The 19,911-nt window shown below is 40.1% G+C and carries 24 protein-coding genes and 5 tRNA genes; 10 read left to right on the top strand and 19 right to left on the bottom strand.

Annotated features, from left to right (window positions below):
* Window positions 1–4: 4 nt before the first annotated feature.
* The 19 genes from secE to DX873_RS16695 all read right to left on the bottom strand — a co-directional run bounded on the left by secE (window position 5) and on the right by DX873_RS16695 (window position 11,573).
* Entirely contained in the window at window positions 5–193 is a 189-nt protein-coding gene (secE, locus tag DX873_RS16785) for a preprotein translocase subunit SecE (protein WP_116185669.1), read from the bottom strand.
* Window positions 194–214: 21 nt separating this feature from the next.
* Window positions 215–287 (bottom strand) — tRNA-Trp (locus DX873_RS16780).
* A 71-nt stretch (window positions 288–358) separates the two neighbouring features.
* Window positions 359–1,546 carry an elongation factor Tu gene (gene tuf, locus DX873_RS16775; RefSeq protein WP_116185636.1) on the bottom strand — a complete coding sequence of 396 codons (1,188 nt, stop codon included), beginning with the start codon at window positions 1,544–1,546 and terminating at the stop codon, window positions 359–361.
* 47 nt (window positions 1,547–1,593) lie between these two features.
* Window positions 1,594–1,665: transfer RNA gene (locus DX873_RS16770), tRNA-Thr, on the bottom strand.
* Window positions 1,666–1,751: 86 nt separating this feature from the next.
* Window positions 1,752–1,824, bottom strand: a tRNA-Gly gene (locus DX873_RS16765).
* 77 nt (window positions 1,825–1,901) lie between these two features.
* A tRNA-Tyr gene (locus DX873_RS16760) sits at window positions 1,902–1,984 on the bottom strand.
* Window positions 1,985–2,007: 23 nt separating this feature from the next.
* Window positions 2,008–2,081, bottom strand: a tRNA-Thr gene (locus tag DX873_RS16755).
* 101 nt (window positions 2,082–2,182) lie between these two features.
* A complete protein-coding gene (hpf, locus tag DX873_RS16750) occupies window positions 2,183–2,485 on the bottom strand; it encodes a ribosome hibernation-promoting factor, HPF/YfiA family (protein WP_116185635.1) in 303 nt (100 codons plus the stop codon).
* A 55-nt stretch (window positions 2,486–2,540) separates the two neighbouring features.
* Window positions 2,541–3,431, bottom strand: a complete 891-nt coding sequence (locus tag DX873_RS16745) for a tyrosine-type recombinase/integrase (RefSeq protein ID WP_116185634.1) — start codon at window positions 3,429–3,431, stop codon at window positions 2,541–2,543.
* A 91-nt stretch (window positions 3,432–3,522) separates the two neighbouring features.
* Window positions 3,523–3,717, bottom strand: a complete 195-nt coding sequence (gene rpsU / locus DX873_RS16740) for a 30S ribosomal protein S21 (protein WP_116185633.1) — start codon at window positions 3,715–3,717, stop codon at window positions 3,523–3,525.
* Between the two features lie 68 nt (window positions 3,718–3,785).
* Window positions 3,786–4,925 (bottom strand): acyl-CoA dehydrogenase family protein, encoded by a 1,140-nt coding sequence (locus tag DX873_RS16735; RefSeq protein ID WP_116185668.1) that lies wholly within the window; start codon window positions 4,923–4,925, stop codon window positions 3,786–3,788.
* Window positions 4,926–4,961: 36 nt separating this feature from the next.
* Window positions 4,962–5,810, bottom strand: coding sequence for a ComEA family DNA-binding protein (locus DX873_RS16730; protein ID WP_116185632.1), 849 nt, complete (start codon window positions 5,808–5,810; stop codon window positions 4,962–4,964).
* Window positions 5,811–5,830: 20 nt separating this feature from the next.
* Complete coding sequence (locus DX873_RS16725) at window positions 5,831–7,438, bottom strand: alanine/glycine:cation symporter family protein (protein WP_116185631.1); 1,608 nt, start codon at window positions 7,436–7,438, stop codon at window positions 5,831–5,833.
* A gap of 85 nt (window positions 7,439–7,523) precedes the next feature.
* Window positions 7,524–8,531 carry a potassium channel family protein gene (locus DX873_RS16720; protein WP_116185630.1) on the bottom strand — a complete coding sequence of 336 codons (1,008 nt, stop codon included), beginning with the start codon at window positions 8,529–8,531 and terminating at the stop codon, window positions 7,524–7,526.
* Window positions 8,532–8,533: 2 nt separating this feature from the next.
* Window positions 8,534–8,761 carry a PspC domain-containing protein gene (locus DX873_RS19120; protein ID WP_116185629.1) on the bottom strand — a complete coding sequence of 76 codons (228 nt, stop codon included), beginning with the start codon at window positions 8,759–8,761 and terminating at the stop codon, window positions 8,534–8,536.
* A gap of 8 nt (window positions 8,762–8,769) precedes the next feature.
* Window positions 8,770–10,050, bottom strand: a complete 1,281-nt coding sequence (locus DX873_RS16710; RefSeq protein WP_116185628.1) for a DUF2851 family protein — start codon at window positions 10,048–10,050, stop codon at window positions 8,770–8,772.
* Window positions 10,051–10,071: 21 nt separating this feature from the next.
* Window positions 10,072–10,581: a DinB family protein gene (locus DX873_RS16705; RefSeq protein ID WP_116185627.1), complete on the bottom strand. Its 510-nt coding sequence runs from the start codon at window positions 10,579–10,581 to the stop codon at window positions 10,072–10,074.
* A 3-nt stretch (window positions 10,582–10,584) separates the two neighbouring features.
* Window positions 10,585–10,896, bottom strand: coding sequence for a rhodanese-like domain-containing protein (locus DX873_RS16700; protein WP_116185626.1), 312 nt, complete (start codon window positions 10,894–10,896; stop codon window positions 10,585–10,587).
* Between the two features lie 116 nt (window positions 10,897–11,012).
* Window positions 11,013–11,573, bottom strand: coding sequence for a TlpA disulfide reductase family protein (locus DX873_RS16695; protein ID WP_116185625.1), 561 nt, complete (start codon window positions 11,571–11,573; stop codon window positions 11,013–11,015).
* 134 nt (window positions 11,574–11,707) lie between these two features.
* Between DX873_RS16695 and DX873_RS16690 the strand changes: the two genes are divergently transcribed.
* The 10 genes from DX873_RS16690 to trpB all read left to right on the top strand — a co-directional run bounded on the left by DX873_RS16690 (window position 11,708) and on the right by trpB (window position 19,876).
* A complete protein-coding gene (locus DX873_RS16690) occupies window positions 11,708–12,154 on the top strand; it encodes a MarR family winged helix-turn-helix transcriptional regulator (RefSeq protein WP_116185624.1) in 447 nt (148 codons plus the stop codon).
* 8 nt (window positions 12,155–12,162) lie between these two features.
* Window positions 12,163–12,795 carry an NAD(P)H-dependent oxidoreductase gene (locus DX873_RS16685; protein WP_116185623.1) on the top strand — a complete coding sequence of 211 codons (633 nt, stop codon included), beginning with the start codon at window positions 12,163–12,165 and terminating at the stop codon, window positions 12,793–12,795.
* A gap of 24 nt (window positions 12,796–12,819) precedes the next feature.
* A complete protein-coding gene (locus DX873_RS16680; RefSeq protein WP_116185622.1) occupies window positions 12,820–13,395 on the top strand; it encodes a YceI family protein in 576 nt (191 codons plus the stop codon).
* Window positions 13,396–13,671: 276 nt separating this feature from the next.
* Window positions 13,672–13,956, top strand: a complete 285-nt coding sequence (locus DX873_RS16675) for a GIY-YIG nuclease family protein (protein WP_116185621.1) — start codon at window positions 13,672–13,674, stop codon at window positions 13,954–13,956.
* Window positions 13,957–13,995: 39 nt separating this feature from the next.
* Window positions 13,996–15,393, top strand: coding sequence for an anthranilate synthase component I family protein (locus DX873_RS16670; RefSeq protein ID WP_116185667.1), 1,398 nt, complete (start codon window positions 13,996–13,998; stop codon window positions 15,391–15,393).
* Between the two features lies 1 nt (window position 15,394).
* On the top strand, window positions 15,395–15,967 hold the full coding sequence (locus tag DX873_RS16665; RefSeq protein WP_116185620.1) for an anthranilate synthase component II: 573 nt from the start codon (window positions 15,395–15,397) through the stop codon (window positions 15,965–15,967).
* Window positions 15,968–16,047: 80 nt separating this feature from the next.
* The gene (gene trpD / locus DX873_RS16660; RefSeq protein WP_116185619.1) at window positions 16,048–17,043 is read left to right on the top strand and encodes an anthranilate phosphoribosyltransferase; all 996 of its coding nucleotides are present in this window, start codon (window positions 16,048–16,050) and stop codon (window positions 17,041–17,043) included.
* A gap of 81 nt (window positions 17,044–17,124) precedes the next feature.
* Entirely contained in the window at window positions 17,125–17,907 is a 783-nt protein-coding gene (trpC, locus tag DX873_RS16655; protein WP_116185618.1) for an indole-3-glycerol phosphate synthase TrpC, read from the top strand.
* An 89-nt stretch (window positions 17,908–17,996) separates the two neighbouring features.
* A complete protein-coding gene (locus tag DX873_RS16650) occupies window positions 17,997–18,698 on the top strand; it encodes a phosphoribosylanthranilate isomerase (RefSeq protein WP_116185617.1) in 702 nt (233 codons plus the stop codon).
* The gene (trpB, locus tag DX873_RS16645) at window positions 18,695–19,876 is read left to right on the top strand and encodes a tryptophan synthase subunit beta (protein WP_116185616.1); all 1,182 of its coding nucleotides are present in this window, start codon (window positions 18,695–18,697) and stop codon (window positions 19,874–19,876) included. The genes DX873_RS16650 and trpB overlap by 4 nt, the downstream gene beginning before the upstream one ends.
* The last annotated feature ends 35 nt before the right edge of the window (window positions 19,877–19,911 follow it).

Genomic DNA, 19,911 nt, shown 5'->3' with positions numbered 1-19,911 from the left:
CGAACTATCCTATTATATTATCGAAATACAATCTGATCAACTTACTGAAAAGTGAATCTACCCCCCAAGTGGCCAAAGCAAACAAGATGGAAAAAACCGCAACCACAACCATAAGGTTAGATGCATTTTCCCTGTTCAGCCAGGTAACATTATTCCTTAATTCCTCAAATGATTCCTTAATGTAAGTGATCATAATTTTTACTGTATTTTCTAGCACGGGAGGAGAGACTCGAACTCCCGACACCTGGTTTTGGAGACCAGTGCTCTACCAACTGAGCTACACCCGTTTATAATTACACTGAAAGGTATCCCGAGAAATCCGGGACACCCTTTAGCGTAATACTTATTGTAAAATGAATTAATCCAAAATCTCAGTAACCTGACCTGCACCTACTGTTCTACCACCTTCACGGATAGCGAAACGTAGACCTTCGCTCAATGCGATTGGCTGGATCAAATCAACTGTAATGGTCAAGTTATCACCTGGCATTACCATTTCAACACCATCAGGCAAGTTAATGTTACCTGTTACGTCAGTTGTACGTACGTAGAACTGTGGACGGTAGTTGTTGTGGAATGGTGTGTGACGACCACCTTCTTCTTTCTTAAGGATATAAACCTCAGCTTTGAACTTAGCATGCGGCTTAACAGAACCTGGCTTACAGATTACCATACCTCTTTTGATATCGGATTTTTCAATACCTCTCAAAAGGATACCAACGTTATCACCAGCTTCACCCCTATCCAAAATCTTACGGAACATCTCTACCCCAGTAATTGTGGAAGCAAGCTTTTCAGCACCCATACCAATGATATCAACAGCATCACCTGTATTGGCAACACCGGTTTCGATACGACCAGTTGCAACAGTACCACGACCAGTAATGGTGAATACGTCCTCAACAGGCATCAAGAAGTCTTTATCAACATCTCTTTTTGGAAGCTCAATCCACTCATCAACTGCCTTCATCAACTCCATCACAGTATCAACCCATTTTTGCTCACCGTTAAGTGCTCCAAGGGCAGAACCAGAGATAACAGGTCCGTTGTCACCATCATACTCATAGAAAGAAAGCAATTCTCTTACTTCCATCTCAACAAGCTCCAATAGCTCTTCATCATCCACCATGTCAACTTTGTTCAAGAAAACAACGATACGTGGAATACCTACCTGACGTCCAAGAAGGATGTGCTCACGAGTCTGTGGCATAGGTCCATCAGTTGCAGCAACAACCAAGATAGCACCGTCCATTTGAGCAGCACCAGTAACCATGTTCTTTACGTAATCCGCGTGACCTGGACAGTCAACGTGTGCGTAGTGACGGTTTTCAGTTTGATACTCAACGTGAGACGTGTTAATTGTAATACCCCTTTCTTTTTCTTCAGGAGCATTATCGATAGAATCAAAGCTTCTAAGCTCTGACAACCCCGCATTAGCCAATACGGTAGTAATAGCAGCGGTCAATGTAGTTTTACCGTGATCCACGTGTCCAATAGTACCAATATTTAAGTGCGGTTTGGAACGATCAAAAGTTTCCTTTGCCATTTTAAATAATTTTAATCTTAGTTTATATTAGTGTACAAATCGTTTTGAGCCAATGACGGGATTTGAACCCGTGACCTCTTCCTTACCAAGGAAACGCTCTACCCCTGAGCTACACCGGCGTAAAGTGTTGAATCAACTACCTCTAAAATCCTTTAAAGGAAGAGATTCCTGCCTTCGCAGGAATGACATTATAGTCTTAATCTAGAGCGGGAGACCGGGTTCGAACCGGCGACATTCAGCTTGGAAGGCTGACGCTCTACCAACTGAGCTACTCCCGCATTTACTTTGGGCCTTGCCCAAAAAATCAATATTTCAAAAAACTTCCCAGTTCTCGTTGTTCTTGGAACAACTTTAGTGGGGAGAGCAGGATTCGAACCTGCGAAGGTAAAAACCAACAGATTTACAGTCTGTCCTCGTTGGCCGCTTGAGTATCTCCCCCGCCTTATTTTCAGTAACTTACGAGCCGATAGAGGGACTCGAACCCACGACCTGCTGATTACAAATCAGCTGCTCTAGCCAGCTGAGCTATATCGGCATTTATCCGCCTTTTTTCCATAAAAAAAGTCCGCTATTTCTAACGGACTGCAAATGTATATATTTATTTTTTTAATCAAAATAAATTTTCAAAAATTTTAATCATGCTTTGGCCCTTAATTTTTCTTTCTTTTTCACCAACTGCCTTTCTAAAGAACCGCATGCAGAATCCACAGCTTCCTCAAAGGATTTACATTGTTTTTTTACGATGAACTTATCTCTGGGAACAAGTACTTTGATTTCAACAATCTTATTTTCTTTTGCACTGGTGTTATCCACCTTTAAATAGACATCAGCGCCAACCACCTTATCATAGAACATATCCAGTTTATCCATTCTCTTTTGGATAAAATCAAGAAGTTTTCCATCAGCCACAAAATTTACCGATTGCGTGTTTACTTTCATATGGTGTAGTTTTTAGTGCTACCAAGGGCAGCTTAGTTAAACATTACAAGAAATATTATTTCTTGTTCCTTGGGTGGGCCTTGAGGTGAACTTTTTTCAATTCGGCTATACTGTTGTGTGTGTATACCTGTGTTGAAGCCAAACTGGCATGGCCCAGCAATTCTTTGACAGAATTTAAGTCTGCCCCCCTATTTAGCATGTGTGTTGCAAAGGTATGCCTTAAGATGTGCGGGCTCTTTTTTACCTTGGGGGACACCAAACTAAAATACTTATTTATAATGCGATAAACAAGTGTTTCATAAATTTTAAGCCCATCCTTGGTCAGGAAGAGAAAGGGAGAATCTGCTCCGTTTTCAATTTTTGAACGATGTGATTTATACTCCGCTATCAAATCTAGTGTAGAAGGTAACAAAGGAAGAATTCTCTCTTTGTTCCTCTTGCCCAGCACCTTCATTGATTTGTTCTCGGCATCAACATCATTCAACTTCAGGTTTACCAATTCCGTTCTTCTGAGACCTGTGGCATACAACAGTTCAATGATAAGCTTGTCTCTACACCCTTCAAAGTTATCCTCAAAAGGAATTGAGGACAGTACCTTTTCCATTTCCATTTCTGAAAACGGGATTTCCACTTTCTTTTCTGTTTTTAATGCTCTGTGCTTTGCCAGGGGAGATTTCTGGATCTCTCCTATTTTCTGAAGAAACTTGTAGTAAGCACGTAATGAAGATATTTTCCTATTAATGGACCTATTGGCGACTCCTTTATCTACAAGTGACACGATCCAACTTCTAATAAGACTGTAATCCACGTCGTCTATGGACTGAACTTCAAAATTTTGCTCACAGAACTCTGCAAATTGCTCAATATCCCTTTCATATGCACCCAGGGTATGCTTGGAATAGTTTTTCTCTAGTTTAAGGTACGCTATGAAAGAAGGTACGGGCATAATCCAAAGTTAGCCAAATTTAATCTCGGGGATAAAAAAACTCCCGTTCCATAAATGGAACGGGAGTTACTATATATTCTTAGATAAGAGCTTAGATTTCTTCTTGATCCCTCAAACTTTGGATATATTGGGCTTTTTGAATAACCGCTCTACGCTTTACAGAAGGTTTTGTAAACTGTTGTCTGGTCCTTAACTGACGCATTGTTCCAGTTTTATCAAACTTTCGCTTAAAACGCTTTAAAGCTCTATCGATGTTTTCTCCTTCTTTAACAGGTATTATTAACATGGGCTACAACCTCCTTTCTTTTAAATTTTGGAGTGCAAATATAAATGTATTAAATAGAATTGCACAAATTACTTTAGGATATTTCTTGAAATCACCAATTTTTGGATTTCAGTAGTCCCTTCTCCAATGGTGCAAAGTTTTGAATCTCTGTAGAATTTTTCAACAGGGAAATCTTTGGTATATCCGTATCCTCCGTGTATCTGCACCGCATCATTGGCAATCTTTACACAAATCTCCGAAGCATACATTTTACTCATTGCACCCAATTTGGTCATGGGCCTACCTTCATTCTTTAAAAAAGCTGCTTTGTGCAATAACAGCTCTGCTGCCTCTATTTCGGTAGCGGCATCGGCCAGTTTGAATGAAACTCCTTGAAAGTGACTTATGGGCTTTCCAAATTGAATACGTTCCTTAGAATATTTTAAAGCTGCCTCATAAGCTCCCTTGGCCACCCCCAATGATAATGCGCCTATGGAAATCCTTCCTCCATCTAAAACTTTCATGGATTGTATAAACCCATCTCCTACTTCACCCAAACGGTTTTCATCGGGTATCCTACAATCCGACATAATCAATTCTGCAGTTTCGCTGGCACGCATTCCGAGTTTGTTTTCTTTTTTACCGCTAGAGAATCCCGGAGTACCCTTTTCAATAACAAAAGCTGTCATGCCATGGCTATCCCCTTTTTCTCCAGTACGAGCAATCACCACGGCTACATCACCACTTTTTCCGTGGGTGATGAAATTCTTGGCTCCGTTCAAAACCCAAAATTCACCATCCTTAACGGCTGTAGTGTTCATTCCACCAGCGTCTGAACCTGTATTGTGCTCGGTCAGACCCCAGGCGCCAATCCATTCTGCAGTGGCCAACTTAGGAATCCATCTTTCTTTTTGCTCATCATTTCCAAACGATAAAATGTGATTGGTACACAAAGAATTATGCGCAGCAACTGAAAGTCCTATGGCAGGGTCCACTTTTGAAATTTCATCCAATATGGCAATATATTCATGGTAACCTAAACCAGACCCGCCCAGTTCTTCAGGTACCAAAACACCCATGAATCCCATTTCCCCAGCTTTTTTAAACACCTCAATGGGAAATGTCTGGGCCTCATCCCACTCCATCACATATGGCTTAATGTATTGTTCTGCAAACTCTCTTGCCGATTCGGTAACCATCTTCTGGGTCTCCGAATAATCAAAGTTCATGGTAGACAACGTATCCATTATCATTCTCAACAGTTTTTATAAGGACAAATATAACTTAATTCTATCTTTTTTGTTTATCGGAAATCCATTAATGTTAAACAATTCTTCATAAGAGCCTATACGTCCATTTTCATTCCTTAAAGTGACAATATCTTCAGCTACTTTCCTACTTATATAGACCAAACGGGAGATTTCTTCGGCTGTTGCCTTGTTAATATCGATTTTTTCAATTTTAGGAGGATGTAATACTCTGAACTTTTTGAACGCCCTTTTTACAACTTGCGGTTCCAGACCGTAAACATCGTACAGCTGGTCATCTAATAAGAATCCGCCTAGTCGGTCTCTAAATTTGATAATCCGTTTTGAAAGGGTTTTACCTATTCCGTTGATTCGCATTAAGTCTTCAGCGGTTACCTGGTTCAAATCCTGTATTGATGCCTCTCGATCATTTACCAGTACATTTCCTTTTCTCGAAGCGCTTCTTCTACTCCATTCTGGAAACTTAAAATAGGGAGATAAAATGGAAAGCAGGGAATCAGAAACCAAAGTCACTTTTTGAAACTCTTTGGGTGAGTTCACATACTTGTTCTGTTTTCGGAAGGCCAGCAATCTATCAATTTCCAATGTTGACATTCCCAAAGTGTAGCCTTTATGATCACTAAGATAGTTTGGATTGAATGGGAATAGTTTAAATGATTCTGGGTTGGGTAAACTTTTCAAACTATCCAACCTAGTCTGTTCCATTTCATTTATGGTCAATGCGGAACTTCCTTTAAAAGGTAGAGTCTTTGCATAAAAATACGCTCCCTGCAGAATAACTATAATCAATAACAAAAAGAAAATCCCACTACGTTCTTGCTTATTGAACTTGAAGTGGGATTTCATTATGTTGGTTCTTTAGCGAGTTATTTTGAAGCCCGTATGGCATCCATATATCTGCCCAATTGTTTTTTCACCTCTGGGAATAGGAAGTATAACCCTACCATATTTGGGAATACCATGGCAAAGATCATAGCATCTGAAAATGCCCAGATGGAATCCATACTTGCCGCAGCTCCTATGATGACAAAGGTCAAAAACAATAGCTTATATGTTAAATCGGTTCTCTTTCCTCTTCCAAAAAGGAACTTCCAGGACTGAAGACCGTAGTAAGACCAAGAAATCATGGTTGAAACTGCAAATAACACCACTGCAATGGTTAGGAATACGTTAGAGTAAGGTATGTACTCTGCAAATGCTTTTGAAGTAATTCCAGCACCTTCATAAGGCATACCATCTATCATCACCACACCTGTGCCATCACCTCCGTAGTCGAACACACCGCCAAAGTTAAAGATAATAATCACCAACGCGGTCATGGTACAAATTACTACAGTATCAATAAAAGGCTCCAACAAGGCTACCAATCCTTCGGATGCTGAATATTTTGTTTTAACTGCCGAGTGGGCAATGGAAGCAGAACCTGCACCTGCTTCGTTTGAGAACGCAGCTCTTCTAAAGCCTACCAAAAGTACACCGATAACTCCTCCTACTCCAATAGCAGTTGGGTTGAATGCCTCGGTAACGATTAACGAAATAGCATCATCGATAAGTCCAAAGTTTCCAAAAATGATATAAAGACAGGCCAAAATGTACAGTAACGCCATGAACGGCACCACCTTCTCGGTAACCGAGGCTATTCTTTTAATTCCACCAATAATTATGATACCAACCAATACGGCCAAGACCACACCTATAATTGTTCCGGCCATTGCGCTTTCCCAACCAAAAAGCTCTTTAACCACAATGGTGGCCTGGTTGGACTGTGCTGCATTTCCTCCTCCGAAAGAACCTCCGATACAGAAAATTGCAAACAATGCCGCTGCAATTTTACCCAAGGTTACAAATCCTCTTTTCTTGAGTCCTTTACTTATATAGTACATGGGACCTCCATAGACCACTCCATTTTCATCCACATCCCTGTATTGTACCCCCAAGGTACACTCCACAAATTTGGTGGACATACCTAAAAGACCACAGACAATCATCCAAAACGTAGCTCCAGGTCCACCCAAGGCTATTGCTAAAGCAACACCAGCGATGTTTCCGTTTCCAACAGTACCGGATACCGCAGTTGCCAATGCTTGAAAATGGCTTACTTCTCCTTCATGACTTTCATCCCTGATAGTATCTGGTAAATCGCCATCAACAATATTTACTTCTGCTTTCTCAACTCCATGGCCTCCAGCACCTTCCAAAGCATCGTATTTTCCTCGAACCACATTTATCGCGGTCCAGAAATGTCTAATATTGGGAAACTTGAAATACAGTGTAAAGAATAGGGCACTTCCTACCAATAAGATCAACACAAAGGGTGTCCCCATAATCTCAAAGAAAATGACGGTATTAAAAAAATCGGAAACCGGAGCAAAGGCTTGATCAATTTTTTGATCTAGTCCAATTTCTTCGGTTTCTTGGGAAAAAGTGAGTAAGGGAATGAAAAGGGTTAGAGCAGTAAGAAGTCTATACTTCATAATAATTATTTGGTTATGTTAATTTGATGTAAAGTGGGCAATATCCTAAAAAAAATCAACGGAATCAAATTTCAGGGTTGTTAAACTACCCTATTTGGAACATTTGGTTGAGTTTTTTTATCTGCTCCGGTCTTCCCAGAACTATGACCTTTCCCTTGGGTTCCAATTGAAGGTCTGCCTCAGGGTTGATGATGTATTTGCCTTCGGGATCAATATATCCAATAATGGTACAACCAGTCTTTCTGCGAAGATCTAAATCCCTAATGGAATTACAATCCATCTGATCGGTAAAATCTTCGATTTCAACTTCTTCCAAATTGGTAGTGTTTTCACCCTCAACGGAAAGTTTATCCATAAAAGTAATCAGATCGGGCATGACCACAAGTGAAGCCATATGGTCCCCTCCTATCTTATCTGGCATGATTACTTTATCTGCCCCGGCCAAGGCCAACTTTGTTTGGGAAGTAATCTGTGAAGCTCTACTGATGATAAAAAGTTTCTTGTTCAATTGTCTTGCTGTCAATACAATGAACAAATTGGCCGCATCATCGGGCACTGCAGTAATTAAGTACTGGGCCCTCTCTATGCCGGCTTGCAACAAAACATCATCCTCATTGGCATCGCCTTCAACAAACAATACCTCATCTTCATGGCGTTCTATAACTTCTTTATCTCTTTCAATGACCACAAAGGGCTTTTTATACGCCCTCAGCTTTTCCGCAGCCTGCATTCCGTTTCTTCCAAATCCGCAGACCACTACGTGGTTTGACAGGTTTCCAATTGCTCTTTTCACCTTTTTTTTCTTTAAAATTTGAAGTGAGTTCCTTCCCAATAAATATTCCGTAACCACCGATAAGGCATAACCAAATATAAAAACGCTGGTAACAATTAAAAATACCGTAAAAATTTTAGCATTGGGATCCAGGGGCCTTACTTCTGCAAAACCCACCGTGGTCACGGTGATAATGGTCATGTAAATAGCCTCTATCCAGGTAAATCCATACAAAAGTTTGTACCCTACAACTCCAAAGAGCAGTACAAATGCCATTAAACCTATTGCCCAAAATATCTTAGATCGAAACCATCGTAACATAATCACAGATCAAATACAGAAGTTCTTTTAGTGTAGACCAAATCTTTGATCCTTAGCCAAAATGCGATGAAAAGGTAAAGGGCAAAACCAAAGCCTAGGGTCACAAAGGTTAAATATATAAAGGATGTTCGAACGACTCTAGCACGAATTCCCAAACGTTCCGCGATGCGCCTGCAGACCTCAAAGCCTCTTTTTTGGAAATAATAGAGCGTGTCATAAAACAAAGCCATGGCTAAAATTATGTATTTCTATTCAATAAATGCATTCCCAATGCGCAGTTCAGGCATTTATTTTTAGAACAATACTGGGTATACAATTGAATTTTGGCCTGACTTTCCAAGGCATTTGCTGTACCAGAGCCGAGAGCCTCAAAATTGGCAATAATGGAATTTGATTCGCTTTTAACTTCGGAAACCATGGAAATTAAGTGGTTGCTCCAGTCCTGACCAATATATTGGGAATAGCAAAATTTTAGTGGGATCACTGCGTTGATCACCAATAGATCAATAAACTTCTTGGTCAACCTTTTTTTACTCTTTCTTGAGAGTTTACCAAAGGTAAAATGGTCATCCCAATAGTCACTGGCCCCAACATTGAAGAGCTCATATATATTCTTCAACTGTTTTTGCTCCATCAGCAATGAGAAGAGATGTTTTTGTTGATAAAACAATTGGGCAAGTTGAGATAACCTCAAGGTTGGAAAGTTGGAAGGCCTCAATCCAAAAAACTCTGGCCGGTCATAATTTGAGGGTAATTCATATTTTCTTGTCAAATACTGATACTCCTTTTTGAGTTTCAGAAAGTATCCATCTGTACAGTCCTTTTCAACCAATAGGCCAAAATGTCCAAAAAACAAGCTTTCCAATGTCAAAAGATCATGGCATTCTTTTCTAATAATGGAAAATGACAAACTTTTGGCCCTATAAAAAAAGAAATCCCCATTTACCTTGGTTCCAAAACTCTTGGCCAACAACACAAAGAGTGTTCCTTCCCAGTCATTATTCGAGGCTTTTAGCAAGCTAAAAATGAGTTTTGACTTTTGTTCCAGCCTTTCCAAATACAATCGATCCAAAAAGCTATGTACCCGCAGGGAATCGAATTGTGGAAAATCGCGTTCACAATTTATAAAGGATGGATTAAAATGATTGAAGAGTTCCTGATACTTTGTCAATAAGGCAGGGTCCACATGGTTTTTGAGTTCCAAAGTTTCAATTTGGCTACCATCCTTTCGGAATATGGTAATATCGTCTTCCCAAACCACGTGGAGCACTACATTATCATAGTTGTCATCACTTTCATGATGGTGGGCATACCAATCCGAAGATTTGAGGTGCATTTCTATATTTCCTGCCCAAAGTTGGCCGCCAACCTCAATCAAAGCATTGAAAAAGTCAGGACCAGAACCTTGATTCAAAGTTCCCGGTCTTTTAATCACAATGTTTTGAGAGGTTGTAGTGGTGAGTGGTCGTCCTTGAAGCTTATCGCACCTCCATATAAAATGGAGTAGGTCTTCCTTCATGCAACTAAAATAGTGAAATGATCACCATTTTCCTGCATAACTTAATGAATCCCCAGAGCTTTGTTTTAAAAATGCGTACTTAATCTTGTTGATTTGACGAATATGATGATAGTCATGCGCCAACCAATTCCAGAGAAACGAACGAGCGGAAATACTTCCTAGTTGTGGGTGTTCAATAGTGTTATCCCAATTCATGTCTTTTGTGGTCCGCAACCAAGTGATAGATTCCCTACGTTCATCGTCAAAGCGCTTAAGCATAGTATCAAAGTCCTGACCGTTGTAGTTTCTTTCTACAATCCATGCGATCTGATCAAAGGGCTTTAAAGGTTCATTAGGTCTGATCAGAGTATGCTCTACCCTGGCCCTGAAATCTTCGACCTCTTCATCTACCAAATGACAAATTATCTCCAATAGCGACCAATCTTTAGGATTGTTCTTCCAATAAACAAGCTCCAAAGGAATACCGGATAGTGTTTCTTGAAATATTTTCCGGTTCCGTTTCAGTTCCGCTATGACCGATTCAAGAAGCATATTTTACTCGGATACTTCGCCTTCCCAGTTCATAAAACCTCCTTCAAGGTTATAAGCGTTTTCAATACCAATACTGTTCATAATGGCACACGCTTGACCGCTTCTATTTCCAGACCTGCAATAGACATAATAGTTTTTGGATTTATCCAATTTTTCCAATTCATCCAAAAAACCTTGTCCTAGATAGATATCAATATTGGTTGCTCCTGGGATATAACCTTCCTCTACTTCTTCTTCGGTACGTACGTCCAAAATAAAGGCGTTTGCATCACTACTAAGTTGTTCCGCCCATTCTTCTTGCGATAGATCTGACATTTTTTCTGTTTTAGGTTCTGCAAAAATAAAAATCCGGAGCATTACCCCGGATCAGAACTTTGTTATTTTTTGTGTTTTTTAGTTTATTCCAAAGCCTAAAGCTTTTCCAGTTTGGACTAGTTTACGAATTTGCCCAACTCCTTATTTAGTTCCTCATAGGTAAAACCATGAGGATAAAACATGCGCTTTTCTTTGTTATAGATCAATGTAGCTGGTATACCTCCACCCCAGTTCTCATCTATCTTGGAAATCCATTCGCTCTGCTTTGGGTCATCAAGAATGACTATTTCAGATTTTAACTGCTTTTTTTCAACATAAGGTTCCATCCTCGTTTTCCACATACTGGGCATATCCAGGTTCACCAAAATAACCTTTACATTGTTATCTTTTTGTTCGGCATTTACACGTTCAAAGTACGGCATCTCTTCAATACAAGGCCTGCACCAGGTAGCCCAAAAATTGATGATATAGGTTTTACCATCCTGCCTGTGTAACATAGGCTCCAAACCTTCAAAATCATATATAGGAAATTTAGACTGGTCATCTGTATTTATGGACGTTGCTTCCGCATAGTGTGCCATATCCTCTTGTTGATGCTTGGTTTCTTGTTTTTCCTTGTTGCCGCAACTGGTCAATAATAAAATAGCGATAGCTATGACCGACTTCAAACCCTTCATTGTCTGTGTTTTACAGTGATAAAATTAAGTAACGCCCTATGCAAGACCTACCTTTTAACAAAACTTTATCTGTCAAAGATACCATTTCATTAAAAACATTACCATACATTTGTACATACAAATATTGTTTATACATGAATGTGGAAGAAGCAATAAAGACTACAAAACAAATTCCTTTGGAACCAAGAACACTGATTCATATAACATTGGTGCACAATAAGGTCTATGAGGTTATTGGCAATGCATTGAAACCTTTTGGGATTTCTTTGCAACAATTCAACGTACTTCGGATTCTCAGGGGACAGCAAGGGCAGCCTGCCAATCTATCTACTCTTAACGAACGTATGGTCACCAAAATGAGCAATACCACTCGTTTGGTGGACAAGCTTTTGGCCAAGGAATATGTAAGTAGGTCCATTTGTGCTTCTAACCGTCGTAAGGTTGAAATTGTAATTACTCCACTAGGGATGGATGCGCTTTCCAACATGAGCAAAGCTGTTGCCGAGGCAGAAAACAATATTGTTAAGAATCTCAACAAACAGGAATTAGAACAATTAAATCACTTATTGGATAAATTTTAAACTAAAAAATGAACAACGTTTTAGAAAATAGAGCCTGGCGATACGCCACCAAAAAATTTGATGCTGGCAAAAAAGTGTCAGATGAAGATTTAGAGACCATTTTAGAGGCCACACGATTGAGTGCTTCCTCATATGGCTTACAACCCTATCATGTGTTTGTCATCACCAATCAAGAGTTAAAAGAAAAACTCAGACCCTATTCTTGGAACCAATCTCAAATTACAGATGCCTCTCACATATTGGTATTTGCCAATACCACTGATTTTGGCGAAGAATTGATTGAGGGATATGTGCAAAATCTAAGCGAGACCCGGAATGTTCCATTGGAAAATCTAAAAGATTACGCCGATTTTATGAAATCCAATCTATTGGACCTTCCAGTTGATATCAAAAACAATTGGACCGCCAGACAGGTATACATAGCATTGGGCAATGTGATGCAAGCAGCTTCTGAATTAAAGATAGATACCTGCCCCATGGAAGGTTTCCAAGCCGATGAATACAACAAAATCCTTGGTCTTACCGAAAAAAATCTCAATACCACGGTTGTGCTACCTATTGGATACAGGTCTGATGAAGATGAAACCCAGCATTATCCCAAAGTAAGAAAATCCAAAGAAGAATTATTTACACACATATAAACAAGAACAATTAAAAACACAATCATGAAAAAGACAATTTTAAGTTTGGCCCTAGCGGTTATTTTTGGATCATCGGCATTTGCCAATCCAATCGATGGTGAAAAGAAAGCCATAAAGACCAGTGAGAGCAAAGTTACCTGGAAAGCGTACAAGGTAACAGGATCACATACCGGTACCGTAGACCTTAAATCAGGATCCTTGGAATTTGATGGAGACAAATTGGTAGGTGGTGAGTTTGAGGTGGATATGACCACGATTGCCAATACCGATCTTGAAGGGGAGTACAAAGGCAAATTGGAAGGACATTTAAAATCCGATGACTTCTTCTCAACGGCTTCCAATCCAACTTCCAAATTGGTTTTTACCAAAGTAAAAGCTTCAGGAAAGAATTCTTATCAGGTAACCGGAGACCTTACCATTAAAGGGATTACCAAACCTGTAACTTTTGATGTTTCCATTTATGGAAGTAAAGCTACTGCCACTTTGAAAGTTGACCGTGCAAAATACGACGTAAGATATGGTTCCGGAAGTTTCTTTGAAAACTTGGGGGACAAGACCATTTACGACGAGTTCGACTTGGTTGTTGATTTGCAGATGTAATCAGCTGTGTTTAGTGTTTGAAAATCCCATCTGATGCTTTGTCAGGTGGGATTTTTTAATTTCACAAAACAAAATTTGCAAGTTATAATTTCCTTTCTATCTTTGAGGCAATGAATAACAGAACAGTAAATACTTGGTGGTGGATCAACTTACGTCAAATGTCGTGAGCTAGTCCCCATTGTAACAATACAAAAGGCTTGTCATCACGACAGGCCTTTTTCTTTTAAAGAACTTTAGTTCTTGTTTCCGCAAAGGCGGAAATCTTAAGATTACAAAATGAATTTTTATGTCTACATAATATCCAACAAAAAAATGGGAACTATTTATATAGGTTATACCAATGATTTGAAAAAGAGAATGTATAGACATAAGCGTGGGGCGGGAAGTAAATTTGCCAGTAAGTACAACCTCAATCTTTTGGTATACTACGAAAAATTCAAGTTTCCCATGCCTGCAATAAAAAGAGAAAAACAACTTAAAAAATGGAATAGAAACTGGAAAATCAACCTAATCAATGATTTTAATCCAAATTGGGAAGACTTAACCTATTTCTTTGATTAACTAAAATAGCTTTCCACCTTCGTGGAAATAGAAACAAAAATGAAATATCAATTAAAAACACATTACAAAAAAATTCTGGCGGACACCATTACTCCCGTGAGTGTCTACCTGAAAATTCGGGATAAATTTCCCAACAGCATTCTTTTGGAAAGTAGTGACTATCATGCCAACGATAATAGCTTTTCCTACATCTGCTGCAATCCTATTGCCCATATTAAAGTGGAGAATGACACTATTACCCAAAAGTTTCCTGATGGTTCCAAAGAAGTGTCAAAAATTACCGCTGAAACTGATGTAACCGATACGATCCATAACTTCGGGAAGCGGTTTTCTGTAACCCAGAACGGTTTCAAATTCATATATAATGGTCTCTTCGGTTATATGTCCTATGATGCCGTTCGCTATTTTGAAGATGTGGAGATTTCCAAAAAAGAGGATTCCATCAATATTCCGGATATCTATTATGCGGTCTACCAAAATATCATCGCCATCAACCATTTTAAAAATGAAGCCTACCTGTTTGCACATTGTTACGACAACGAAAGTAATGTGGATGAAATAGAGCAGCTCTTCACCGTTAGAAATTTCGCCTCATATAATTTCTCAAAGGAAGGTGCACCAAAATCCAACCTAAAGGACGAAGAGTATAAAGAACATGTGGCCTTGGCCAAAAAGCATTGTCAACGGGGAGACGTTTTCCAATTGGTATTATCCAGACGATTTTCCCAAGGTTTTAAAGGTGATGAATTTAACGTGTACCGAGCATTGCGCTCTATTAACCCTTCTCCTTACCTTTTCTATTTTGATTATGGGAATTTCAAAATTTTCGGTAGCTCGCCTGAAGCGCAATTGATCGTGAAAGATGGAAAAGCCGAAATTCATCCCATTGCCGGCACATACAAAAGAACCGGAAATGATGAAAAAGATGCGGAACTGGCCAAAGAACTGGCCCAAGATGAAAAAGAAAACAGTGAACACGTAATGCTGGTAGATCTAGCCCGTAATGATCTTAGCCGAAATGGTAACGCAGTCAATGTGGAAACCTATCGCGAAGTGCAATATTTCTCCCATGTGATTCACTTGGTCTCCAAGGTAACCGGCCAAAAGAAAAAAGATATCCCTACCATGAAAATTGTGGCAGATACCTTTCCTGCGGGCACCTTAAGCGGGGCACCCAAACATATGGCCATGCAATTGATAGAAAAATATGAAAAAACAGGCCGCGCCTATTATGGCGGTGCAATCGGATTCATGGATTTTAAAGGCAACTTTAACCATGCTATCATGATTCGTACTTTTTTAAGTAAAAACCATGAATTGCACTACCAGGCAGGTGCCGGATTGGTAGCCGCCTCAGACCCTGAAACGGAATTACAAGAAACCTATAACAAACTGGGCGCTTTGACCAAGGCGTTGGAAATTGCAGAATCCATCTAAGATGAAGAGAAAGATATTGATGATAGACAATTACGATAGTTTCACCTACAATTTGGTGCACTATCTGGAGGATTTGGACTGTGATGTTACCGTAAAACGAAACGACCAACTGACCTTGGACGAAGTAGAGCCTTTTGATGAGATTGTACTATCCCCTGGTCCTGGAATTCCGGACGAAGCTGGATTATTGAAGGATATCATCAAGAAATATGCTCCTACCAAACGTATTTTGGGAGTCTGTTTGGGTCAGCAGGCCATTGGTGAGGTATTTGGAGGAAGCCTTGTGAACCTGGACCAGGTCTATCATGGTATTGCGACCACCATTACCGTTACCCAAGATGATATTATTTACAAGGGTTTACCCAAAGAAATTCAAGTAGGTCGATACCACTCTTGGGTGGTCCATTCAGATTTGCCCGATAGCTTAGAGGCCACTTCGGTAGACGAAAATGGTCAAATTATGTCACTCAGGCACAAAACTTATGATGTTACAGCAGTGCAGTTTCATCCAGAATCAGTACTGACCCCTCAAGGAAAACAAATGCTAAAAAATTGGTTAGAAAATAAGAAGTGAGCATTAAATATTGGGTATTGAGATAGCATATTCGCTCAAAATTCTCAATACTCAACTCTCACATCTGAATACTATAAAGTATGAAAGCAACACTCAATAGACTCATTAATCACGAAATACTGTCCAAGGCAGATGCCAAACAGATTTTGGTCAATATTGCCAAAGGAGATTACAACACTTCCCAAATAGCCGCTTTTCTAACGGTTTACATGATGCGAAGCATCACTATTGAAGAGCTGGAAGGCTTTAGGGATGCACTGTTGGAGCTTTGTCTTGCCGTTGACCTATCTGATTATAATCCCATCGACCTTTGTGGTACTGGTGGCGATGGAAAAGACACGTTCAATATTTCCACATTGGCCTCCTTTGTTACCGCAGGAGCGGGAATCAAAGTGACCAAACACGGTAATTATGGGGTTTCCTCTAAATGTGGAAGTAGCAATGTGATGGAATTTTTGGGAATTAAGTTCAGTAATGAGGCCGATTTCCTTAAAAAAAGTATCGATGAAGCCGGAATTTGTGTGCTGCACGCCCCGCTGTTCCACCCTGCCATGAAAAATGTAGCTCCCATCCGAAGGGAATTAGCTGTAAAGACCTTTTTTAATATGTTGGGGCCCATGGTAAACCCGGCATTTCCCAAAAACCAAATGGTTGGTGTCTTCAATTTGGAATTGGCCAGAATGTACGGTTACCTCTACCAAAACACAGATAAAAATTTTACAGTATTACATGCCCTGGACGGGTACGATGAAATTTCGCTTACAGGTGATACTAAGACCATATCCAACAATTCCGAAGGAATTTTGGCTCCAAGCGATTTTGGCGTTCAAAAAATTACCCAAGAAGAAATTATCGGCGGTGATGATGTGGCAGAATCGGCTCAGATTTTCATGCAAATATTACAGGGAAAGGGAACAGAGGCCCAAAACAGTGTGGTCTGCGCAAATGCCGGGGTCGCAATTGCAACCGTTGAAGGTTTGACTCCAAAACAAGGATTTGAAAAAGCCAAAGAATCTTTGTTGGGAGGAAATGGTTTAGAAGCATTGAAAAAATTGCAAGAAATAAGTAAAAACTAGCTGTCATGTCGAACGAATGTGAGACATCTCTTCAAAAAAAGATTTCTCAATCGCTTTGCTCATGTCGAAATGACAAAACTTATGAACATACTAGACAAAATAGTAGCGGATAAACGCAAGGAAGTTGATTTAAAAAAATCTCTGATTCCTGTTTCGCAGTTGGAAAAGTCGGTTTTAATGGAGCGAAATACGGTTTCCCTGGCCTCAGCACTTCAAAATAGTACTTCAGGGATAATCGCCGAGCATAAACGTCGTTCCCCTTCAAAGTCAGTCATCAATCAAGATTTAAACGTTCAAGACGTTGCCAAAGGTTACGAATCGGCTGGTGTTTGCGGTATGTCGGTGTTAACAGATGGAAAATATTTTGGAGGCTCATTGGACGATTTGTTGTTGGCCAGGGCTTCAGCCAATATTCCCTTGCTGAGAAAAGAATTCATCATAGATGAATACCAGATTCTGGAAGCTAGGGCGCATGGTGCCGATGTTATTCTATTGATTGCTGCCATCCTAAATAGAACTGAAATCAAAGTGCTTTCAGAAACAGCAAAGAGTTTAGGGTTGGATGTACTTCTGGAAGTGCACAATGAGGAAGAACTGCAAAAATCTATCATGCCCAGTTTGGACATGCTGGGGGTCAACAACCGAAATCTTAAAACTTTTGAGGTAAGCTTGGAAACCAGCAAAAATCTTTCAGAAAAAATTCCGAACGATTTTGTCAAAGTATCCGAAAGTGGCATCAGCACAGTAGAAGCCATTAAGGAATTGCAACCCTACGGATATCAAGGTTTTTTGATAGGCGAAAACTTCATGAAAACAAATGATCCCGGTAAGCATGCAAAAGAGTTTATAAGTCAACTAGTATGAATGAACTGTCATCTCGAAATGAGCAAAGCGATTGAGAAATCTTTAGGTTAGATTTCTCACTTTCGTTCGAAATGACAAAAAAATAAAATATGAAACTAAAGGTTTGCGGCATGAAATACAATCCGGAAGAAGTTGCAAAATTGCAACCGGATTATCTGGGTTTCATTTTCTGGGAGCCATCTACCCGCTATTTTGATGGAAGGGTACCAGAATTGCCTAAATCCATCAAAAAAGTTGGAGTTTTTGTAGATGCCAGCGTGGAGGAAGTTTTGGAAAAAGTGAAAGAACACCAGTTGGATGCCGTGCAATTACATGGCAAAGAAAGTCCAGCGTTTTGTATGGAATTAAAAAACAACTTTCTGTCATTTCGGGCGGATTCGAGAAAAAAGAAAGGTGATGAAACAAAAGAGGTTTCGACTGCGCTCAACCTGACATCACTTGAAATCATCAAGGTTTTTTCAATAAAAGATGAATTTGATTTCTCCATCCTCAAAGCATATGAAACAGTGTGCGATTACTTCTTGTTCGACACCAAAGGGAAGCTACCTGGAGGGAACGGGTATACGTTTGACTGGTCCATCCTAAAGGATTATCCTTCATCTAAACCCTATTTTTTAAGTGGAGGTATCGGGTTGGATTCGACAGAAAAATTGGAAGATTTTTTGGCCAGTCCTGCTTCCCAATATTGTTATGCCATTGATGTCAACAGCAGGTTCGAGACCGAACCTGGTTTAAAAAATATAGAAGCATTGAAAAAGTTTAAAGAATTGCTAATTGAAGATCAACTATGAGCTATCACGTTAACAAAAAAGGTTATTATGGCGAGTTCGGAGGTGCTTTCATCCCAGAAATGCTGTATCCCAATTGCGAGGAATTACGTCAAAACTACCTCAAGATCATGGCAGAACCTTCTTTTCAAGAAGAGTTCGATCAATTATTGAAGGATTACGTAGGCCGACCCACCCCACTATACTTTGCCAAACGCTTATCAGAAAAGTACAACACCAAAATCTATTTAAAACGAGAAGATCTCTGCCACACCGGAGCGCATAAGGTCAACAACACTATTGGGCAGATATTGATGGCCAAAAAATTGGGCAAAAACCGAATCATTGCTGAGACCGGTGCAGGTCAGCATGGAGTGGCCACAGCTACGGTCTGCGCTTTAATGGGGATTGAATGCGTGGTCTACATGGGTGAAATAGATATAGCACGTCAAGCTCCCAACGTGGCCAGAATGAAGATGTTGGGTGCCGAGGTAAGACCGGCACTTTCGGGAAGTAGAACCTTAAAAGATGCCACCAATGAAGCCATCAGGGATTGGATCAACAATCCTGTGGACACTCATTATATTATTGGCTCGGTCGTGGGGCCTCACCCCTATCCAGATATGGTGGCCAGATTCCAGTCGGTTATTTCTAAAGAAATACAGTCCCAACTCTTGGAAAAAGAAGGAACCGAAAATCCAGACTATGTTGTAGCCTGTGTGGGTGGCGGAAGTAATGCTGCCGGGGCTTTTTATCATTATTTGGACAATCCGGATGTAGGGATCATAGCTGTGGAGGCGGCAGGAAAAGGAATTGATACCGGTGAAAGTGCAGCTACCTCTGCCTTGGGTAAAGTCGGAATCATACACGGTAGCAAAACCCTTTTGATGCAGACCCAGGATGGACAAATCACTGAGCCCTACTCCATATCGGCAGGACTTGACTACCCAGGTGTGGGGCCAATGCATGCTCATTTGTATAAATCTGGCCGTGCCGAATTTATATCCATCACGGATGATGATGCCATGACCGCCGGACTAGGGCTTTGTCAATTAGAAGGTATCATTCCCGCTATTGAATCATCACACGCTTTGGCCATTTTTGAGGACAAAAAATTTAAACCATCAGATGTGGTAGTGGTCAATCTCTCCGGTCGTGGAGATAAGGATTTAAAGAACTATATTGATTATTTCAAATTATAAAACGTCATGCTGAACTGGTTTCAGCATCACATCAA

Origin of the sequence: Flagellimonas nanhaiensis (genome assembly GCF_003382275.1) — a bacterium.
GTDB classification, from domain to species: domain Bacteria; phylum Bacteroidota; class Bacteroidia; order Flavobacteriales; family Flavobacteriaceae; genus Flagellimonas; species Flagellimonas nanhaiensis.
Note: the sequence above shows the minus strand (reverse complement) of the source record. Positions and strands in the feature narration are given on the sequence as shown.

Bases quoted from the DNA above. Each gene is read 5' to 3' on its own strand.
- secE (WP_116185669.1), bottom strand. From the start codon at position 193: ATGATCACTTACATTAAGGAATCATTTGAGGAATTAAGGAATAATGTT.
- tuf (WP_116185636.1), bottom strand. From the start codon at position 1,546: ATGGCAAAGGAAACTTTTGATCGTTCCAAACCGCACTTAAATATTGGT.
- hpf (WP_116185635.1), bottom strand. From the start codon at position 2,485: ATGAAAGTAAACACGCAATCGGTAAATTTTGTGGCTGATGGAAAACTT.
- DX873_RS16745 (WP_116185634.1), bottom strand. From the start codon at position 3,431: ATGCCCGTACCTTCTTTCATAGCGTACCTTAAACTAGAGAAAAACTAT.
- rpsU (WP_116185633.1), bottom strand. From the start codon at position 3,717: ATGTTAATAATACCTGTTAAAGAAGGAGAAAACATCGATAGAGCTTTA.
- DX873_RS16735 (WP_116185668.1), bottom strand. From the start codon at position 4,925: ATGAACTTTGATTATTCGGAGACCCAGAAGATGGTTACCGAATCGGCA.
- DX873_RS16730 (WP_116185632.1), bottom strand. From the start codon at position 5,810: ATGAAATCCCACTTCAAGTTCAATAAGCAAGAACGTAGTGGGATTTTC.
- DX873_RS16725 (WP_116185631.1), bottom strand. From the start codon at position 7,438: ATGAAGTATAGACTTCTTACTGCTCTAACCCTTTTCATTCCCTTACTC.
- DX873_RS16720 (WP_116185630.1), bottom strand. From the start codon at position 8,531: ATGTTACGATGGTTTCGATCTAAGATATTTTGGGCAATAGGTTTAATG.
- DX873_RS19120 (WP_116185629.1), bottom strand. From the start codon at position 8,761: ATGGCTTTGTTTTATGACACGCTCTATTATTTCCAAAAAAGAGGCTTT.
- DX873_RS16710 (WP_116185628.1), bottom strand. From the start codon at position 10,050: ATGAAGGAAGACCTACTCCATTTTATATGGAGGTGCGATAAGCTTCAA.
- DX873_RS16705 (WP_116185627.1), bottom strand. From the start codon at position 10,581: ATGCTTCTTGAATCGGTCATAGCGGAACTGAAACGGAACCGGAAAATA.
- DX873_RS16700 (WP_116185626.1), bottom strand. From the start codon at position 10,896: ATGTCAGATCTATCGCAAGAAGAATGGGCGGAACAACTTAGTAGTGAT.
- DX873_RS16695 (WP_116185625.1), bottom strand. From the start codon at position 11,573: ATGAAGGGTTTGAAGTCGGTCATAGCTATCGCTATTTTATTATTGACC.
- DX873_RS16690 (WP_116185624.1), top strand. From the start codon at position 11,708: ATGAATGTGGAAGAAGCAATAAAGACTACAAAACAAATTCCTTTGGAA.
- DX873_RS16685 (WP_116185623.1), top strand. From the start codon at position 12,163: ATGAACAACGTTTTAGAAAATAGAGCCTGGCGATACGCCACCAAAAAA.
- DX873_RS16680 (WP_116185622.1), top strand. From the start codon at position 12,820: ATGAAAAAGACAATTTTAAGTTTGGCCCTAGCGGTTATTTTTGGATCA.
- DX873_RS16675 (WP_116185621.1), top strand. From the start codon at position 13,672: ATGAATTTTTATGTCTACATAATATCCAACAAAAAAATGGGAACTATT.
- DX873_RS16670 (WP_116185667.1), top strand. From the start codon at position 13,996: ATGAAATATCAATTAAAAACACATTACAAAAAAATTCTGGCGGACACC.
- DX873_RS16665 (WP_116185620.1), top strand. From the start codon at position 15,395: ATGAAGAGAAAGATATTGATGATAGACAATTACGATAGTTTCACCTAC.
- trpD (WP_116185619.1), top strand. From the start codon at position 16,048: ATGAAAGCAACACTCAATAGACTCATTAATCACGAAATACTGTCCAAG.
- trpC (WP_116185618.1), top strand. From the start codon at position 17,125: ATGAACATACTAGACAAAATAGTAGCGGATAAACGCAAGGAAGTTGAT.
- DX873_RS16650 (WP_116185617.1), top strand. From the start codon at position 17,997: ATGAAACTAAAGGTTTGCGGCATGAAATACAATCCGGAAGAAGTTGCA.
- trpB (WP_116185616.1), top strand. From the start codon at position 18,695: ATGAGCTATCACGTTAACAAAAAAGGTTATTATGGCGAGTTCGGAGGT.